Genomic DNA, 17,875 nt, shown 5'->3' with positions numbered 1-17,875 from the left:
CCGCCCGGGCAAGTCGCCTGAGCAAGCTGAGTGCCCCTCGTCCCGGTACCGAAGGTTCACCGGGACAAGGGGCACTCAGTCGTCCAGGAGGCGCTCAGGCGGGAGTGTCGTCGGCCGGGTGCACCGTCCGGAGGAACTCCTTGAAGTCCCCGATCACGTCGTCGAGTTGGGCCGGCTTCGCGGTGAGGACGAGTTCGATGACCGCACGCTTCGCTGGATTCTTGACGTCCTCCATGCCGAGGTACACCTGGCTCTGGAGCAGCTCCAGAGGTTCTCCCCTCAGAGTGGTGGAGAGACGGAGGTTCTGGACCACCCCGGGTGAGTCCGTCAGGCCCGGGATGTCCGGGGCGCCCACTTCGGACTTCTTGACGACCTCTACGGTCCCTGCCTGTCCCAGCCGCTGCACCGACTCGGCGGCGATATCCCACATGGTGGCGCTGTCGTTCCGCATCCGCCCCGCGATGGTGAGGTTCGCCGTGAACCCCTCGTCGATGGAGGCGGGATGGAGCGCAACGAAGGCGGCACCGGGTGCTCCCACCTCGTCCGGAGGCGCGGCCTGCCAGCCGTCCGGCAGCGAGAACGAGATCTTGACCGGCAACGTGGTAGCCATCGTGAATCCACTTCCTTGATGAGCGTCAGCTCAGACTAGAGCCAGCTGCCGACCGTGTTGTCCCAGCCGTCGCCCACTGCGTCAGCCGCGTCACCGACCGAGTCGACCATCTTTCCGGGATCGACGGTGACGTCGAAGGAGACCTTGCCGCCGACGCCCAGTCCGACTCCGAGATCTCCGCCGATGGTGAACTTGCCGTCCGTCATGCCCAGGTCAGCGGTGGCGGAAGCACCCACGCCCGCCCATGCCTCGCCGCTGACACCGGCACCGACGCCGGCGACGTCACCCGAGACCGACCCGGTGGCCTTGGCTCCGGCGAACGCCTCTGCGCCGGCGTGCAGTCCGTCCTTGCCGACGCCGAGGTTGGCTGAGGCCTCGGCACCCGCGAAGGCCTTCGCCTCGCCCTGGACCGCGGCGACGCCGTATTCCGCGCTGCCGTTCGCCTTGGCCTGTGCCAGATACGCGGTCCCCGACGCGCCGGCCTGCAACCGTCCGTTCGCGACGCTCGCGGCGACGGATCCGTCCACTCCGAGTGCGGAAACCCCTGCGCTGCCTTTCAGGTCGGCGCCGCCCACCTTTCCCTCTCTGGAGACGCCGTCCGACCAGGCGCTGGCGCCGCCCGACCATTCGGCGAGCTTGACGGTCGTGTTGGTCTTGTTGCCCGGTGCGGCGGGGTCTCCCTCGTCGGCCCCCGCGGGTTTGTCCTTGATGAACCAGTTGCCGTTCTCGTCCTTGCCCCACTGCTTGTCCTGGCGCCAGCGGCCTTCCTCGCCGCCCAACCACTTCTGCCGCTCCGCCATCCACCGGGTCTGATTGGTCTTTCCGGCACTGTGATCACTGACCCATTTCTGGGTATCGACGTACTGCCTGGCGTCGGCAAGCCAGCCAGGGCTGTCGGAGGCGCCTCCCGCGAGGTTGTCGAGCTTCTTGGCCAATGCCTTGGCCTCGGGGTCGAGTTGCGCGTGTGCGGCCTTCAGCGTCGCTTCCGCCGCGTCGTGATCCCCGGACTTCCACTGCTCGATCGCTGTCGCGGCCTGCTGCTGCGCCCAGCTCAGAGTGGAGGAATACGAGGAAACCGCGGTGGCGGCCCCCGACATCGCGTCGGCGGCGAGATACCAGTTGCTCTTCTCTTTGGACAGGGTGGGCCAGAATGCGTCACTGGCCTTACCAGTCCATCCCGAAATCCTCAGGTCGCGCAGGCCGTCGCCGACTCCGTCGAATTTGCCCGACCAACTGTTGAGGGTGGTGACCAGCTCCCCCAGTTTTTTGGTGTCGCCCGGGATGAGCTCCTTGGGGTCGGTCGTCGACCCCAATGCGGCTGCCATGGATGAGGATTCCCCGTCTCTAAAACTAACCCAAGTCCGACTTGACCGAATTCACCGCGTCACGAATGGCTTCGTCCGTCGCCGCGAAGTCGGTGTTGGCCGAGTTCAGACCTTCCGCGAGGGTCGCCGCGCAGTCGGAGAGGAACCCGGCCCCCAATTCCCACGTGGCGCAGAATGCCGTCAACGCGTCGGCCGCCGACTGTTCCCCGAGTGAACTGGCCTCCCCGGCCGGATCCTTCAGGTCTACTTTCTCAACTGGTGTGAGACATTCCAGAATGCCCGAAGCGCCCTTCTTGAGGACCCCTGGGCCTACTCCGAGACCGCCCACGGCGAGACCCCCTTTTTCTGTAACTCAGCCTGTGCGCCTACATGTTGGCTGAAAGTCTCCCTGACGCTAGCACCAAGATCACACTAAAAGGGGGCTCGCTCACCGCCCCCTCACGACTCCCGCCAATCAGCTACGCAGCAGCTCAGGACCGCGCCGGGCGGCTTCCCGGTTGGCAACCGTCTTTCCGGCGGGCTCGCCTGCTGCAAGCACCTCCTCCGCGATCGCGAAATGGCCCACCCGGCAGTGAATCAATGCGGAATTAGTGGTGAAGATATTTTGCGGAGATAATGAAGAGGTCATGAAGCTCTATAGGTTGCAAGCCAGGCCCCCATCCAGCAATACGACCTGACTAGTTCCGCCCCGTATGCTTCTGGCGTCTTCTTGTCTTGATCCCAGGAATGGAGCCCTCATGGCCATGGCCCGCTTGTCCGCAGCAACTTGGAGCCTCTCGGCGGTAGCCGTCGGCGTGCTGCTCGTCGGCTGCTCGGCCTCGGTCAGCGCTGACAAGTCCGAGGCGAAGATTTCCAAGGACAAGCTGGCCACCACGGTCGCTGAGAAACTCGCGGCCACGACGGGCCAGCCGAAGCCGGACGTCACCTGCCCCGAGGACCTCGCCGGGAAGGTCGGCACCACCACCCGTTGCACGCTCACGGCGTCCGACGGCAGCACTTTGGGCGTGACCGTCAAGGTTTCCTCTGTCGATGGAGACAACATCAACTTCGACATCAAGGCCGACGACGCGCCTTCCCCGGCTGCGAACTGACAGCTGAGTCTGTCCCGTTCGACCGTCCGACCTACCCGCTCGCGAGTGCAGATCGCTTACGCGTGCTCGTGAGCGGGGCGTGGAGCACACCGGTGACGCCGTAGCACCGGTGACGTCGTCATGGCGTCACCGGCGCTACGGCGTCAGGACGGACACCCCGAGTCAGCACTCCCCCGCCTGACTGGACACCGCGTACGTGTACTTCGGCATCGTCACCGCCGCCTGATCACCCGGCAGGCCCGGTGCGACCGTCTCGACGTCTCCCGAATGGGTGCGCGTGACGCGTACGCAGTAGCTGTTGTTCGCGCCGTTGGCCGTGATGCGGTAGGAGGCCTGGCCGGACAGGGGCGGGCCGGTGAGAGCGGCGTCCGCGCCGTACTGGGGGGCGTCGCCGCCGCCGTGTTCGACGATTTCTTCCTCGATCGTCGTGGCGTATTCATCACCGTCGAACTCGGTGGTCGCGTCCTCGTTCGGGTCGCCATAGGTGAAGCTGCCGTCCAAGGCATCCGTGGCCCCGTTCACCGCGCTGGTCAGCTCGCTGTCGTCCCACGACGCGTCGTCGGAGACCCCGAAGCCCTGGACCGCCATGTAGACGCAGATGCCGGCCAGGGCGACGAAGGTGACGCGGGCGACGGTGAATGCGGAGTCGGGAACTTCCTCGGCCGACGGGTTGACGGCGGCCCGCCAGGCGCGCACCCGCTGCGACCTCACGCAGGCCATGCCGAGGAATACGGCCGCCAGCAGCAGCCCCAGAATGTTCAGCTTGGTCAGCGCGTCCATACGCCGCCCTCCAGCCGCTCACGCCGACCCGGTATTCCACGCGGCACCACCACCGTGACGCCTGGCCTCCGTGCCGCGCCCGCCACGGTCACACCTGGCCCCCGAGCCGCCCCCGCCGCCGTCGGGCATCCCGCACCGCCACCGCCGTACCGCTCAGCCCGGCCACCACGACCAGCCCGCCCACGACGACGTACGTCGCCAGGCGCGTGTTGCGTTCCTCGGCCGTCTCGCCGAAGTGCAGCGGGGTGATGGACGGGGCCTCGGCCCTGGTGACGCCGTCCTCCGGCTTGGGGGACTGGACGGGGTTTTCCGGGTCCACGGCCGTCAGTGCCTTGACGGGGTCGACGACTCCCCAGCCGACGTTGCGGTCGTTGCCGGGGATCGAGCGTTCCGCCGTCTGTTCGATCTGCGCGACGACCTCCTGGGCCGTCCACGTGGGGTACTTGGACTTGAGGAGCGCGGCCACACCCGCCACGTACGGCGCTGAGAAGCTCGTGCCGTTGTCGGAGCAGTGACCGCCGCCGGGAACTGTGGAGATCATGTCGACACCCGGGGCTGCGACTCCCACGAAATCTCCTGACTGGGAGAAGGCGGCCCGCTCGTTGTTGCGGTCGGAGGCCGCGACCGCGAGGACGCCCTTGTACGACGCCGGGTAGGTGATCTGGACCTTGCCGCCCAGTCCGTCGTTGCCCGCCGAGGCGACGACCACGACCTTCTGGCCGAGGGCGTAGTTGACGGCGTCCTCCAGGCGCGAGTCGGGCTTCACGGCGTTGGCCGTGTCCTGGGAGATGTTGATGACGTCGGCGCCCTCGGCGACCGCGTGCTTGATCGCGTCCGCCAGGGAGATGGCCGTCCCGTCGCCCTCCGCGTTGTTCTGCTTGATGGGGATGATCATGGCGTCGGGCGCCAGGCCCACGAAGCCGGTCCCCTTCATCGGGCGGGCCGCGATGATGCCGGCCACCCGTGTGCCGTGGCCGACCGTGTCGGTGGTGCCCTGGCTGTTGCCGCGGTCGATCTTCTCGCCCTTGGAGTTCTTCGGGGGCAGGAGGTTCGCGCCCTTGGACGCCTCGACGGCCTTCGTGAGCTGCCGGTTCTTGACGTCCACGCCGGTGTCGATCACGGCCACCTGGACGTTCTTGCCCCTGGACTGCGCCCAGAGTTCGTCGAGGTTGACGCGTTGCAGTGCCCAGGGGCGGCCCCCGTACGGCTTCGACGGGAACGTGCACTCCTCTTCCGCGCGGGCGGCGGTCGCGGGCAGGGCGACCACCGAGACACTTGCCACGATCGTGGTGGCGGCGGCCAGTGCCGCCGCCCTCCTGCCCTGCCCCCGGATCGCCGACGTCCTTGCGTTCAGCATCGCTTCGTTCTCCTCCGCCCCGCCGCTACGAGCCCTGCGGCAGCCGTGCCGCCGCCTCCGACAGGCGCGGGCCCGTCGGCAGGAACGTCGACCACACTGCGGGGACGGGCGTGGGGGTCACCTTCTCGTAGCCGAGCCGGGTCTGGGCGATCTTGGCTTCCCGCAACTCCTCCTCGCGCTGCTTGGCGGAGCTGCCGACGCCCTCGTCGTCGGTGGCGCGGTCGCTGTTGGACTGCAGGGCGTAGCGCAGGCCCGTGTCGGTGACCAGGAAGACGCCGCCCGCGTTGGTCTCCGTGCCCTGGAACTGGCGGTAGAGCTGACCGGAGCCGGCGGTGACGTAGCCGCTGGAGGAACCCGTGGGCAGTTGGGCGGGGAAGTCCGTGCTCGCCCAGGTGGACAGGGACGTTTTGCCCTTGCCGCCGACCGAGAGCAGGACGTTGCAGACGGTGTTGCGGCCGGAGGTGGCGCTGGTGCCGTCGTTCACCATCTTCGGCGTGAGCGTCGGCCAGGTGTTCGTCGCCGTCTTGAACGGCGTGCTCTCGTCGGCCGCCGCGGGGCCCACCTGCTGCGCCTCACCGGCCTGTCCGACGGCGACGAGGTCGCCGCTGTTGAGCAGCAGGGTGGCGACGAACTCGGAAATCTCGGCCACGTGGCCCGCCTCGACCACGTAGTACTGCATCCGCGAGCCGTTGGGGGCCTTGACGACCTCACCGACCTTGTCGAACTGCTCGGGGAGGCCCGCGTTCGCCACCGCCCCGGGTACGCCGTCGACCGACGGGATGGAGAGCGGGTCGCCCTTGCGCAGGGTGTTCAGCCACTCCTGGGACACCCGCTGCGGCTTCCTTCCCTGGGTGTCGAGGGCCTTGAGCAGCTCGGTGTCGCCGGTGTCCTTGATCTGGTACGCCGTGCCCTTCGCGTCGACCACGTACTGGGTCTTCTCGTCCGGGCCGACGACGTACATCAGATCGCCGCCGGTGAGCTTGTCGCGCCCCTCCGTCTTGCCGAACTCCTTCTTGGCGAAGACGAACGCGGCCTTCTGGATGGCGCGGCCGCCCTCGCCGGGACGCTCGCAGACCGCCCAGCGCTTGGCGGTCTCGGCCTCGTCGGCGGAGGGCAGCCGGTCGGGGGCGTAGGGGATGCCGATCGTGGCGCCGTGCGGCGGCTTGCCGCTGTCCAGGATCTTCTCGTCGACGGTGATGACGTCGGCCTTGCCGGGGTCCAGCAGGAGCTTGGCCGAGGCCATGTTGAGGACCGGGTGCAGCTGCTTCTGTTTGCCCGTCTTCAGCACCACGTACCGGGTGGTCGAGTCGCTCGCGACGATGACGTGCTCTTCAGGGGTGTCCCAGCCCTTGGGCGCGGTCGGACTGAACATGCCGATGCCGCCGAACACCGCGAGGATCACCACGCCGACGATGGTGCCCGGCAGCAGTGCCTTCAGCGGCTTGGGTGCGCCTTCCTCCGAGCCCGTCGGAGAGGGCTGCAGAAAGGATGCGAGCGTACGGCGCTTCGCGAAGGTGTAGGCGTTGAGTTCGTCCCGCCGTGATGCCATCTGTGTCCGCTCTCTCCCCGTGCGGAGCCGTGGGGGACCTGTGAAGGTTCGACCCCGTCCTCTGTTGCCTCTGATGCCTGGGCTGTCAGAGCCGCCCCCTACTATGCCTGTTGCGTGACCGTGCTGGTGGCACGGGTAGGGTGCTCAGGCCTGGAAGGGGCCGAAGGGCACGGGTTTTAGGGAGAGTTCGGGGGTTTTGGAGTGATGGCTTCCGCAACGCGGGCCCGGTCGCGATCGCAATCGGGGTCGAGATCGAATCGCGCGCGCCGGTCGGGTTCCCCCGGCCCGTCCTCGCCCCAGCCCCCGACGGCACGGTCGGGCGCGACCCACGCCGCCTCCGCCGCGTACCAGGGGTCCGTCGCTCCGCACCTCAAGTCGCGCTCGGGGCGCGGTGGTTCGTTCACGGTGCAGCGACTGGTCATGCTGGAGCTGGCGGCGGCCCTCGTCGCTGTCGGGTGGCTCATCGGCCCGGTCGCGCTGGTGCCGACCGGCTTGGTCGCCGCGGCCCTCGTGGTGCTCGCTCTCGTACGACGCCGTGGGCTCTCCCTGCCCGAGTGGCTGGGCGCCCTGCTGGCGCTGCGGGCCCGTACCCGCAGGGCCGCGAACACACCGCTCCCGCCGGGCACCGACTCCGGCCTGGCGCCCGTCGTGGAATGCGACCCGAACCTGAGGACTTACAGCCACAGCCGTGGCGACGACCGCGATCAGCGACGGCCGGTGGGCATGGTGGGCGACGGGGGCTTTCTCACCGCGCTGCTCCAGGTGGAGTCGGACGCCGGTGCCTTGCGCGCGGAGCGCAGTCGTCGGCCGCTGCCCGTCGCGCTCGTGCAGGACGCGCTCGACGTCGACGGGATCCTTCTGGAGTCGGCGCAGATCGTGGTGCACACCCAGCCGGCGCCCGCGCTGCATCTGCCCCAGCAGTCCGTCGTGGTGAGCAACTACGCCCCGCTGCAGGCCCAGACGGGTTCTCCCTCGGTGCGCATCATGTGGATCGCGCTGAAGCTGGACCCCGAGTTGTGCCCGGAGGCGGTGGCCGCCCGCGGGGGTGGCCTGCTGGGCGCGCAGAAGTGTCTGGTGCGGTCGGCGGAGCATCTGGCCAGCCGGCTGACCGGCGCCGGGTTCCTCGCCAACATCCTCACGGAGGAGGAGGTGACGGCCGCGATCGCCACCTCCGCGTGCGCCAACCCGATGGTGACCGCGCAGGCCGCCCAGGCCGGGCGGGGCGAGGTGCCGCAGCGGCGGACCGAGGAGACCAGCCGTAGCTGGCGCTGCGACAACCGGCGGCACACCACGTACTGGGTGCGGCGCTGGCCTCAGCTGGGCGATTCAGGTACGTCACTGGCGCAGTTGGTGGCTCAGCTCACCGCCGTTCCCGCGCTGGCGACGACCTTCAGCCTGACCCTCGCCCGGGGGGACCGGAAGGACGTGTCCGTCGCCGGTCACCTCCGGATCACCGGCCGCAGCAACCAGGAACTGACGAACGCGCGACGCGATCTGGAACAGGCGGCGCGGCAGGTGCGGACCGGGCTGGCCCGACTGGACCGTGAACAACTTCCCGGCGTTCTCGCCACCTTGCCGCTCGGAGGTGCCCGCTGATGGCCATGACGACGTCGACGCAGTCGTCCTCGTCCGAGGGCGGGGCCGCTTTCAGGGAGCGGCTGCGTACCGGGTTCGGGCTGATCGGCCCCCGGCATCCGCGGCACACGCTGCCCGTGGAGCAGATGAGCGCGCTCTCCCTGCCCCTCGGGGACGACGGTGTGGTGGCGGGCGTGAACGCCGAGGGCCAGCCCGCGGTGCTCGGCGTCAACCGCCCCACGCCGTACGACATCCTCCTCATCGGCGGTCTGTGGACGGCCCAGGTACTGGCGCTGCGTGCGGCGGCGACGGGTGCCCGAGTGGCCGTGGAGACGGGTCGGCCGCAGGCCTGGATGCCGATGGTGCACGCCATGGGTGGCGGGCAGAACGGCCTGGCCGTGTACGAGGTCGGCCGGGTGCCCCCGCAGGGTGCGTCGGCCGGCACGCCCGTGCTGGTGGTGCGTGACTGCGGTATGCGCCCGCCGCGCGGACGCGTGGTGTCGGCGCCCTGGCAGGCCGTGCTCACGCTGCTTCCGTATCTGAGCCCGGTCGCGCCACGCCTGCTGCGCCAGGCGCGTCTGGTCGGCGTGCAGCGGGTGTCGCCGGACGAGGCCGCGGAGATCGGACGGGTGATAGGGCTGCCCCGCCCCGAGATCGAGTCGTTGCCCACCCTGCAGGACGGTCTCACCCTGTGGTGCACGGAGCGGGACCGGCAGTATGTGCTGACGCAGGCGACGGACGCCGAGACCGGACTGCTGGGCGTGGCCCGCCGCATGGACTGAATCGGCCGAGTGGCCGCGTCGGTTGGACGGGCCGCGCTGGCTGAGGCGGCTCTTTGGGGGAAGCCCGGCATGGGAGCTGCCCGGTTCCTCAGGGCGGGCCGCGCATGTCCGAGGGGCGCGCCAGGCAGGTCCGAGCGGCGCGCCAAGTCCTTCGCGGGTCGTCTTGTCTGAGGCGCACCACGCATCTCCGAGAGCGCGCCACGTCCTTCCGGGCGGGTCGTCTTGTCTGCGGGTGCGCCACGCTTTTGCATGCGGGCTGTCTCGTCTGAGGGGTGCCGGACGCTTTTGCATGCGGACCGTGATGTCCGAGCGTGCGATTCAAGCCGGGCTGTCAGGTCCCACGAGTACACATCCGACCTGGCTGTCATGTCCAACTTGGTGGGTTCTCGCAGACATTGGGGCACTTTGAGGAATCCCGCCGGGTGGGCGGGCCTGCCGGGCACGCGGTTTTGATGATTAGGCTGGGGCAGAGCACGTCGCGAGTACCCGCGAGCGGGCGATGCGGGCTCTGCGACGACAGGCCCGGGGCCCGAAGGGGGATGGCCCGGCGAATCGGACGACAGTAACGGTCGCCCCAGCACGGCATGAGGGTGCTCGACCACACCAGGAGGAACTGTGAACAGCGATCGGGACGGGATCCGCGGGGGCTGGGACACACCCGACGACGACCAGACCGACGCGGAGTCCGCCATCGAGATGACGGGCGAGTTCACGATCGACTACGCCCCGCCGGCCTGGTACACGCAGAACGCCTCGGGGGCGTCGAACACGGCCCCCCAGGCTCCGCCGCCCGCCGCGCCACCGGCCCCGGCGGGCGGTCACGCCACGCCTCCCCCGCCGGTCGGGCCCCCCGTGGCCGTACCGCATCTGCCGCCCGACGGCGCTTTCCAGCCCGGCTGGACGCCGACGCCCGCTCCCGTGGCGCCCGAGGAGGAAGCCGAGGACGGCGACCTCGTCAGCGGTGCCACCATGCGGATCTCGGCCTCCTCGCTGAAGCGTGAGATCGCCGAGCGTGATTCCGCGGCGAACACCGACGCCCCTTCGGGCGACGGCACCGCCACGCCCGCTGCCGGGACCCACCCACAGACCGGAGGGCACCCCGCGGGCACCGACCCTGCGGGCGCGCACTCCGCCACTCAAGAACCCGAGTCCGGCGCGGGGATGCCGACCGCGTTCTCGTCCGGCGCTCCGATGCCTCTCCCTACGAACGGCGGGGCCGCGGCGCAGACCGGCGCCGGTGACGCAGAGACCGGTTCCGAGCGCGTCGCGGGAGAGGCCGGTGCGGAAGGCACCGCGGCTCCCGCGGGCGACCTCAGCGCTGCCGACGACGCCCAGGGCCCCGGCGCCGGGGACGCGTCGTCCCCCGCGGACCCGACGGGCACACCGGAGGTGTCCGAGAGCGCCGACGCCTCCCAGGAAGCCCAGAGCACCCAGCCCTCCGGCGACACATCCGGTACGTCCGACTCGGCCGCCTCGTCCGCCGGGGCTCCGGGCTCCCCCGCACCGGACAACGCCGCCCCGGAGGGCACCCCGGACGACGCCGGTGCCCAGAGCACCGAGGCGCCCGGAGCCACCGGCGTGGCCTCTGAGGACCCCGCGCAGCCCGCGAGCCCGGTCGCTCAGAGCTCCGCGCAGCCCGTAGGGCTCCCCGCTCCCGAGCCGGACGCCCCGGCCGCCTGGACTCCCCCGCCGGCACCGCAGAGCGGAGTCCCGCCGCTGCCGCCGTCCTACGAGCCCGCGGCGCCGGCCCCCGCGGCGCAGTGGCCGGCACAGTCCCAGCCGGAGGCTCCGGTCGCCCCGCAGCCCGACCCGGGCCAGGCCCAGCCGGGCGGATACGGCTTCCCGCCGCCGCCTCAGCAGCAGACGCCCCAACAGCAGCCGTTCCAGCCGCAGGCCCCGCAGCCCGCGCCGGCCTCCTGGAACGCCCCCGCGGCACAGCCCGCCCCGCAGGCGCCGCCCGGCTACGGCTTCCCGCAGCCCGGCAGCGACAATTCCCCGTCGCCCGCGGCCCCCCAGCCCACCCCTCCGGCTCCTCCGCAGGGCGGCTACGGCTTCCCGCCGCCCCCCGCCCCGGCGCCGAACCCCCAGGGCGGCTACGGCTTCCCGCCGCCGCCCGCGCAACCGCAGCCCGGCCCGCAGCAGTCTGGGTACGGCTTCCCCCAGTACCCTGCACCGCCCGCCCCGGCCACGCCGAACCCGCCCAACCCCCCTGCCCAGCCAGGCGGATACGGCTTCCCGCCGCCGCCCACGCAGCAGGGCCAGCCGGGCCAGCCGCAGCCGGACGCGGCGCAGCCCGGTCAGCCGGGTCAGCCACAGCAGCCCCAGCCCGGCCCCCACGGGCAGCAGCCCCAGGGGCAGCAGCCCCAGCCGCCCGTCGACCCCCGCACCGGTGCCGCCTGGCCGCAGCCGATGCAGCACGACCAGCGACCGGCGACCCATTCCGGTGCCGCGCCGCTCGGTTACACCGCGGCCGTGGAGCTGTCCTCGGACCGACTGCTCAACAGCAAGAGGCAGAAGGCGAAGAGCAGCCGTCCGGCGGCCGGCGGCGGCCGGTTCAAGCTGGGCGGGAAGAAGGAAGAGGCCGAGCGGCAGCGGAAGTTGGACCTCATCCGCACCCCGGTGCTGTCCTGCTACCGGATCGCCGTGATCAGCCTCAAGGGCGGCGTGGGCAAGACCACGACCACCACCGCCCTGGGCTCCACCCTCGCCACCGAGCGGCAGGACAAGATCCTCGCGATCGACGCCAACCCGGACGCCGGTACGCTCGGCCGCCGCGTGCGCCGGGAGACCGGGGCCACCATCCGCGACCTCGTCCAGGCGATCCCGTACCTCAACTCGTACATGGACATCCGGCGGTTCACCTCCCAGTCGCCCTCCGGCCTGGAGATCATCGCCAACGACGTCGACCCCGCGGTGTCGACCACGTTCAACGACGAGGACTACCGGCGCGCGATCGACGTGCTGGGCAAGCAGTACCCGGTCATCCTGACCGACTCCGGTACCGGCCTGCTGTACAGCGCCATGCGCGGTGTGCTGGACCTCGCCGACCAGCTGATCATCATCTCGACGCCGTCCGTGGACGGTGCGAGCAGCGCGAGTACGACACTGGACTGGCTCTCCGCGCACGGGTACGCCGACCTGGTCTCCCGGTCCCTCACCGTCATCTCCGGTGTTCGTGAGACCGGCAAGATGATCAAGGTCGAGGACATCGTGGCGCACTTCGAGACCCGGTGCCGGGGCGTGATCGTGGTGCCCTTCGACGAGCACCTCGCCGCCGGCGCCGAGGTCGACCTCGACATGATGCGGCCGAAGGTGCGGGAGGCGTACTTCAACCTCGCCGCAATGGTCGCCGAGGACCTGGTACGCCATCAGCAGGCGCACGGTCTGTGGACGAGCGACGGCAATCCGCCGCCGGTGGCCGCGCCGCCGATGCCGGGTCACCAGGGCCAGGGACAGCCGTACCCGGGACAGCCGGTTCCGGGACAGCAGGCCCCCGGCCAGCCGGGTCCGTACCCGCAGCAGCCGCAGCCGGGACAACCGGGCCAGCCGGGACCGGGACAGTTCGCGCCCGGCCAGCCCTACCCTCAGCCGGGCCAGCCGGGTCACCCGGGACAACCACCGGCCCACCCCGGGCACCCCGGGCAGCCCGGCCAGCGGGATCCGTACCCGCAGTCCGGTCCCCAGCCGTACCCCCCACAGCAGGGGCAGCCCGGCCAGGCGTACGGCTACCCGCAGCCGGACGGGCAGACCCCGCCCCCTCCCCCGCCGCCACAGCAGTAGGCCGCACGGCATGAGCGAAGGGCGGCCGGTGCCCGAGGCACCGGCCGCCCTTCGCTGTCATACGGAGACGGGGCTGGAGAACCAGAGAAGGCGATCAGGACGGAGACAGAGCCGGAGACAGAGAGGGAAGCGAAGGCCTCCTACTCGGCCGCAGCCCCCGCCACCAGCTCCCTGCAGCGCTTGACGTCCTCGGCCATCTGCTCCAGCAACGCGTCCAGCGTGTCGAACTTGGCCTGGCCGCGTACGAACGCCAGGAAGTCGACGGCGACGTGCAGCCCGTACAGGTCGAGTCCCACGCGGTCGATGGCGTACGCCTCCACCGTGCGCTCGGTTCCGTCGAACTGCGGGTTCGTGCCGACGGAGATCGCCGCCGGCATCGCCTCACCGTTCACGTGCAGCCAGCCCGCGTAGACGCCGTCGGCGGGGATCGCGGTGTGCGGGAGGGTCTCGACGTTCGCGGTCGGGAAACCGAGCTCGCGGCCACGCTGGGCGCCGCGGACGACCACGCCCTCCACGCGGTGCGGGCGGCCCAGGATCTCCGCGGCGCCCTCGAGGTCACCCTCGGCGACCAGGCGCCGGGTCAGGGTCGAGGAGAACGGCTCGCCGCCGCCCGCCTCGCCCCGGACGTACAGATCGACGATCTCGACCTCGAAGTCATAGACCTTGCCCTGCCCGACGAGGAACTCCACGTTCCCCGCGGCCTTGTGGCCGAAGCGGAAGTTGGGGCCCTCGACGACCGCCTTCGCGCGCAGCTTGTCGACGAGGACCTTGACGACGAACTCGGCGGGCGAGAGCTTCGAGAACTCCGTCGTGAACGGGAGGATCAGAAGGGCGTCCACGCCCAGGTCGGCCATGAGTTCGGCGCGGCGGTGGTGCGGGGCCAGCAGCGGTGGGTGGCTGCCCGGGCGGACGACCTCGCTGGGGTGCGGGTCGAAGGTGACGACGACGGAGGGAACGCCCAGCTCACGGGCGCGTTCCACGGCATGCCGGATGATCAGCTGGTGTCCGCGGTGAACTCCGTCGTAGGACCCGATGGTGACGACGCTGCGCCCCCAGTCCTGGGGGATGTCCTCCAAGCCACGCCAGCGCTGCACTGTGACCGCTCCTCGTCGCATCCTCGCCGAACCTGTGTCCGTCGCTCTGCCTCGTACGCAGGTCTAAGGGTGCCATGCCGCGCGCCCCGGCCCGGCATCGGCATGGGCATCGGCACGGGGGCTGTGACCCGGCGCACGCGCTCCAGCCACCCGGGCACACCCACACGAGTCGTCCAGACGCACGCACCCCAGCCACACGGGCGCACCGAAACCCGTCACGTCGACGCACACCCGGCCTTCACGTCAACGCCCGCACCCCCGTCACGCCGACACGGGCACATCCGCCAGGTGCTCGATCGTCCGGCGGGCGCTGGGCCCCACCACCGCCGCCCACTCCTGTGGCGCGTCCGTCAGCCAACCGGCCAGCAGCGCGGCGAATCCGGGAACCTGCCGCCCCAGGTCGACGAGGCTCCGGTCGAAGCAGGTCGCGCCCTGTGGGGTGCGGAGCAGGAGGAGACCGGTGCGGTGGACCAGGCCGCGGGCGACCACCGGGTCGTCGTCGCGGAAGGCTGCCGCGCGCACCACGGCGAGCAGGACGGACGGGTCGTGTTCGTGGGTCAGGAGGAGCTCGAGGAGTTCCTGGCGAAGGGGCCGGGAGTCGGGCGTACCGGAGGCGGCGAGTACGCCGGCGAGCGCCGCCCGCAGCTGCTCCGGTCCGCCGTCCAGGAGACCGGCGACCAGTGGACGGAGGACCGCGCGGGCGGTGGGCCCTTGGTCCAGGCGACGGTCGACGTGCCCGGCCAGGTGCACGGCGGTCTCCGGGCGCCGCTCCACCGCCTCGCGCGCCAGGGCGACGACCCGGCGGGCGAGGGCGGGCGTGGTGGCGTCGGCGAGGGCGCGCAGCGCCTCCCCGGCGTCCGGGCGGCCCAGCCGCGCGCGGAAGGCGTCGAGGACCGGCTCGGGGTGGGTCGCGAGGGCGGGGACGAGGGCGCCCGGCGGGAGGTTCGGGTCGCCGGCCACGAAGTGCCTGAGCGCCTGCGGGAGATGGTGAGCCCGGGTGCGCGGATCCCGGAGCAGCAGGGTCAGCGCACCGCCGTGCGCCGTGCGGTCGTCGGAGCGGGCGAGCAGGGCGAGGGCGGCGTGGCGCAGCAGTTCACGGTCGGCGGCGGTACGTACGTGCGGAGCGACCCGCAGCCCGTACGCCACCGCCGCGACCCGACGTGCTGGCCACCCGTCGCGGGCCCACCGGTCGACGGCCCGGCAGACCGCCGACGGCTCGTCCTCCGCCAGTACGGCGAGCAGTTCGTCGGCCCGTCCGTGCGCGCAGGCCACGAGCAGCTCCGTGAGGTCGTCCAGCGCGTGGTGCCGGTGGGTGTGCAGCAGGGCCTGCGCGGCCTCCGCGACGGTCGCGTGCGGGGTGGCGGGCAGCGGTCGTTCGTCGTCGAACCAGCCGATGAGGTGCGTCTGTACGACGGTGGGGTCCGCGGTGAGCAGCCTGGCGACGGCGTCGAGGAATCGTGGCCCGCCCCCGTGCGGAGGGCCGTCGGCCAGGACGAGACGGCGCAGGAGGTCCAGGCGGGTGTCCTGCGGGAGCGGCAGGGCGATCCAGAAGTCGGGCCCGAGTTCCGCGGGCAGCGGCCGTCCCTGTTGCTGCCGGCTCACGATCCGGTCGGTGAGCAGGCGCAGGACGGGTGTGTACGGGGTGGCGTCCGGGACGCGTCGCAGGACCTCGGCGAGGAGGCGGGCGGCCCACCAGGAGAACGGGTCGGCGTCGAGCGCGTGGGTCAACTCCTCCAGGCGACGGGAGAGTTGGGGGACGCCGTGCTGCCGGGCCAGAAGCAGCAGGGCCTGGATGACGGGTCCGATGCGGTGGTGCGGTACGGGCGCTGCGGGTGCCGTGCCGGGCGGGTCGGAGCGGCGGCTGTGGACCAGGGCGCGCAGGGCCTCGTCCAGGTCGAGGTGCGTGCCCTGGAGCCAGTCGGCGAGTTCCTCGTGGGCGAAGCGGTAGCCGGTGCCGGCGGGGACGAGGAGGCCCTCGGTGAGGACGGCGGACGCCCAGCCGGTGCCACCGCCGAGCCGCGCGGGGGCCTGACCCCACGGGAACACCGCCTCGAACGACTCCCGGTCCAGTTCGCCCCGGCGGGAGCCGAGGCTGCGGCGGGCGGCCTCGTGCACCTGCCCGGAGACCTTGGCGGCGAGCCGGCGCACGGCGGAGCCGCGCAGCCCGCGTGCGGCGGCCAGGCGGACGGCGACGCGGAGGCACATCAGGTCGAGGTAGGCCGAGAACACGTCGTCTCTGTCGACGTGGGGGTGTGCCTGAGGCGCGTCCGGGAGGGCGGCGTGGATCTCCGAGAGGAGCCGGAGGGTGAGGGGGTGACGGGCGTCGGGATCCGCGAGGGCGTTGTCGGGGACGCGGTAGCGCGCGCGTGCTTGGCGGGCCTCGTCCTCGCGCAGGTCCCCCAGGTGCACACCGGGAGGGAGGAGCCGCAGGGTGGCCTCGCCCCCGCCGCCGCTTCGGCCCATGCCACCTCTGGGCGAAGTCCCGCCCTCGCCGTCCCGGTCCCCACCGTCCCCACGCCTGCCACGCCGGCCCATGCCGTCCCTGGGGTCGTACAGCATCTCCGCCGGGAACCCCGCCCCCGCTTCCTCCCAGTACTCTCCTCGGCACGCCATCACCAGCCGTGCGCCCGTCTGCCGCAGCCATGTCGCCGTGCCGGCGGTCCACTCGGGAAGCCGCCGGGCCAGGACCCGCGGCATGTCCTCGGGGCCGTCGAGGAGGAGCAGGAGGGGGCGTCCGGCGGTGTGCGAGAGGCGGGCGAGACGGTCCGGGGTGAGGTCACCGAGGTCGGTGGCGAGGGCGGACCGTGCTGCCGCGACGATCCGGGCGGCCCGGGTCAGCGCCCGGCGCGCGGCGTCCTCGACCGAGTGGTCCCCGTCCTCGAGATCGGCCCCGCGCAGCCACAGTGTGGGGGCCGGTTCCGCACACCGGTGGCGCCGGTCGGCCAGGGCCGCGAGTTCCGTCGTACGGCCGCTCCCGGGGTCCCCGACGAGCCCGAGAACGGTGGTCGGCCCCTGGGCGAACGCGGCGAACTCCGCGGCCGTGGCGGCCCGTTCGACGGCCTCCGCCACCCGCTGCGGCCCGTCCTGCGCCACAGAGGTGACCGTCAGTTCCAGTACGCCCGCGAGGTTGAGGTCGGCGCCGTAGGCGGGGACGGTGCTCGCGTTCTCGGCGAGCAGGGCGGCGAGGGGACCGTCGGGGGCCGGGCGCAGCGGGACCGCGAAGCCGGCGTCCCGGTGGCCGCTGCGCAGGGCCGTGCCGAGGACGCCGATCACCGCGCCGGTCCCGGCGTCGAGCACCGGGCCGCCGGAGGCCCCGCCGCCGGGCCGCAACGCGTCCCGTCCGGCCGTGCCGATCGCCAACTCCAGTACACCGTCGAGGAGATGCGAGCGGTCCGTGGCCGCGTACGTCACACCGGCGGCTCCCAGCACCCGCGCCTCGCGCCAGCACCCGGCCGGGATCCGCACATACGCGCCGGTCTCGACCCGGTCCCGCACGGTCACGGGGAGCGGGGCCACGCCGAGGCCCTCGGTGCGTACGAGGGCCAGGCCCAGCTCGGGCAACGGGGTCACCGCGTCGGCGGTCACGACGCACCTGCGGTCCCCGGGGGCGTGCAGCGCGAGCCGGGGCAGGCCGTCGACGGTCTCGTGGCTGGTGACGACCATGCCGTGGTGGTCGGCCAGGAAACCGGTGCCCCGAGGGCGCCCGGCGGGGTCGTGGATGCGCACGAGCGCCTCGTCGCACCCGCCGCGCGCGTCCTGGGAGCCGTCCGCCGGTCGGGGCGGGAGGGCGGTGTCGTCGGGCCCAGGCGGCCGTGCGGTGTCGTCGGCGTCCCCGGCCGGCGGACTGAGTCCCGCCATGGTTGAACCTCCCCGCCGTACGCGTGTGCGTGTCTTCCGTACGCACGCACGTGCCTGTTTTCGACGGTAGGTGT

General features: G+C 71.9%; 13 protein-coding genes. 4 read left to right on the top strand and 9 right to left on the bottom strand.

The window, feature by feature from the left end; all coding sequences use genetic code 11:
* Window positions 1-94: 94 nt before the first annotated feature.
* The 4 genes from OHA64_RS34350 to OHA64_RS34335 form a co-directional block, all read right to left on the bottom strand.
* The gene (locus OHA64_RS34350; RefSeq protein ID WP_405619827.1) at window positions 95-610 is read right to left on the bottom strand and encodes a hypothetical protein; all 516 of its coding nucleotides are present in this window, start codon (window positions 608-610) and stop codon (window positions 95-97) included.
* Window positions 611-645: 35 nt separating this feature from the next.
* Window positions 646-1,935 (bottom strand): putative T7SS-secreted protein, encoded by a 1,290-nt coding sequence (locus OHA64_RS34345; protein WP_405619825.1) that lies wholly within the window; start codon window positions 1,933-1,935, stop codon window positions 646-648.
* A 25-nt stretch (window positions 1,936-1,960) separates the two neighbouring features.
* Window positions 1,961-2,263 carry a hypothetical protein gene (locus tag OHA64_RS34340; protein ID WP_405619824.1) on the bottom strand — a complete coding sequence of 101 codons (303 nt, stop codon included), beginning with the start codon at window positions 2,261-2,263 and terminating at the stop codon, window positions 1,961-1,963.
* A 126-nt stretch (window positions 2,264-2,389) separates the two neighbouring features.
* Window positions 2,390-2,563, bottom strand: coding sequence for a hypothetical protein (locus OHA64_RS34335; RefSeq protein ID WP_405619822.1), 174 nt, complete (start codon window positions 2,561-2,563; stop codon window positions 2,390-2,392).
* Window positions 2,564-2,672: 109 nt separating this feature from the next.
* Here OHA64_RS34335 and OHA64_RS34330 point away from each other — a divergent pair, with 109 nt between their 5' ends.
* On the top strand, window positions 2,673-3,026 hold the full coding sequence (locus OHA64_RS34330) for a DUF4333 domain-containing protein (RefSeq protein ID WP_405619820.1): 354 nt from the start codon (window positions 2,673-2,675) through the stop codon (window positions 3,024-3,026).
* A gap of 162 nt (window positions 3,027-3,188) precedes the next feature.
* Here the strand turns inward: OHA64_RS34330 and OHA64_RS34325 are convergent, their stop codons facing one another.
* The 3 genes from OHA64_RS34325 to eccB form a co-directional block, all read right to left on the bottom strand.
* A complete protein-coding gene (locus tag OHA64_RS34325; RefSeq protein WP_405619818.1) occupies window positions 3,189-3,806 on the bottom strand; it encodes a hypothetical protein in 618 nt (205 codons plus the stop codon).
* An 88-nt stretch (window positions 3,807-3,894) separates the two neighbouring features.
* Entirely contained in the window at window positions 3,895-5,163 is a 1,269-nt protein-coding gene (gene mycP, locus OHA64_RS34320) for a type VII secretion-associated serine protease mycosin (RefSeq protein ID WP_405619816.1), read from the bottom strand.
* A gap of 25 nt (window positions 5,164-5,188) precedes the next feature.
* Window positions 5,189-6,712, bottom strand: coding sequence for a type VII secretion protein EccB (gene eccB, locus OHA64_RS34315; RefSeq protein WP_405619814.1), 1,524 nt, complete (start codon window positions 6,710-6,712; stop codon window positions 5,189-5,191).
* A 204-nt stretch (window positions 6,713-6,916) separates the two neighbouring features.
* Between eccB and eccE the strand changes: the two genes are divergently transcribed.
* The 3 genes from eccE to OHA64_RS34300 all read left to right on the top strand — a co-directional run bounded on the left by eccE (window position 6,917) and on the right by OHA64_RS34300 (window position 12,849).
* A complete protein-coding gene (gene eccE, locus OHA64_RS34310) occupies window positions 6,917-8,308 on the top strand; it encodes a type VII secretion protein EccE (RefSeq protein WP_405619812.1) in 1,392 nt (463 codons plus the stop codon).
* Entirely contained in the window at window positions 8,308-9,069 is a 762-nt protein-coding gene (locus OHA64_RS34305) for a hypothetical protein (RefSeq protein ID WP_405619810.1), read from the top strand. Before eccE ends, OHA64_RS34305 begins: the two co-directional genes overlap by 1 nt.
* Before the next feature lie 615 nt (window positions 9,070-9,684).
* Window positions 9,685-12,849: an SCO5717 family growth-regulating ATPase gene (locus tag OHA64_RS34300; RefSeq protein WP_405619808.1), complete on the top strand. Its 3,165-nt coding sequence runs from the start codon at window positions 9,685-9,687 to the stop codon at window positions 12,847-12,849.
* Window positions 12,850-12,989: 140 nt separating this feature from the next.
* Here the strand turns inward: OHA64_RS34300 and OHA64_RS34295 are convergent, their stop codons facing one another.
* Both OHA64_RS34295 and OHA64_RS34290 read right to left on the bottom strand, forming a co-directional pair.
* Entirely contained in the window at window positions 12,990-13,943 is a 954-nt protein-coding gene (locus OHA64_RS34295) for a bifunctional riboflavin kinase/FAD synthetase (protein WP_405619806.1), read from the bottom strand.
* 261 nt (window positions 13,944-14,204) lie between these two features.
* Window positions 14,205-17,801: a trypsin-like peptidase domain-containing protein gene (locus OHA64_RS34290; RefSeq protein WP_405619804.1), complete on the bottom strand. Its 3,597-nt coding sequence runs from the start codon at window positions 17,799-17,801 to the stop codon at window positions 14,205-14,207.
* Between the last annotated feature and the right edge of the window lie 74 nt (window positions 17,802-17,875).

The sequence above is a fragment of the Streptomyces sp. NBC_00076 genome (genome assembly GCF_045041235.1).
In the GTDB taxonomy this organism is placed as follows: domain Bacteria; phylum Actinomycetota; class Actinomycetes; order Streptomycetales; family Streptomycetaceae; genus Streptomyces.
This window is presented reverse-complemented; position numbering and strand designations above follow the sequence as displayed.

What these genes read in the sequence shown, in the direction of transcription:
- eccB (WP_405619814.1), bottom strand. Translation starts at nt 6,712, where the DNA reads ATGGCATCACGGCGGGACGAACTCAACGCCTACACCTTCGCGAAGCGC.
- OHA64_RS34305 (WP_405619810.1), top strand. Translation starts at nt 8,308, where the DNA reads ATGGCCATGACGACGTCGACGCAGTCGTCCTCGTCCGAGGGCGGGGCC.
- mycP (WP_405619816.1), bottom strand. Translation starts at nt 5,163, where the DNA reads ATGCTGAACGCAAGGACGTCGGCGATCCGGGGGCAGGGCAGGAGGGCG.
- OHA64_RS34330 (WP_405619820.1), top strand. Translation starts at nt 2,673, where the DNA reads ATGGCCATGGCCCGCTTGTCCGCAGCAACTTGGAGCCTCTCGGCGGTA.
- OHA64_RS34335 (WP_405619822.1), bottom strand. Translation starts at nt 2,563, where the DNA reads ATGACCTCTTCATTATCTCCGCAAAATATCTTCACCACTAATTCCGCA.
- eccE (WP_405619812.1), top strand. Translation starts at nt 6,917, where the DNA reads ATGGCTTCCGCAACGCGGGCCCGGTCGCGATCGCAATCGGGGTCGAGA.
- OHA64_RS34325 (WP_405619818.1), bottom strand. Translation starts at nt 3,806, where the DNA reads ATGGACGCGCTGACCAAGCTGAACATTCTGGGGCTGCTGCTGGCGGCC.
- OHA64_RS34290 (WP_405619804.1), bottom strand. Translation starts at nt 17,801, where the DNA reads ATGGCGGGACTCAGTCCGCCGGCCGGGGACGCCGACGACACCGCACGG.
- OHA64_RS34350 (WP_405619827.1), bottom strand. Translation starts at nt 610, where the DNA reads ATGGCTACCACGTTGCCGGTCAAGATCTCGTTCTCGCTGCCGGACGGC.
- OHA64_RS34345 (WP_405619825.1), bottom strand. Translation starts at nt 1,935, where the DNA reads ATGGCAGCCGCATTGGGGTCGACGACCGACCCCAAGGAGCTCATCCCG.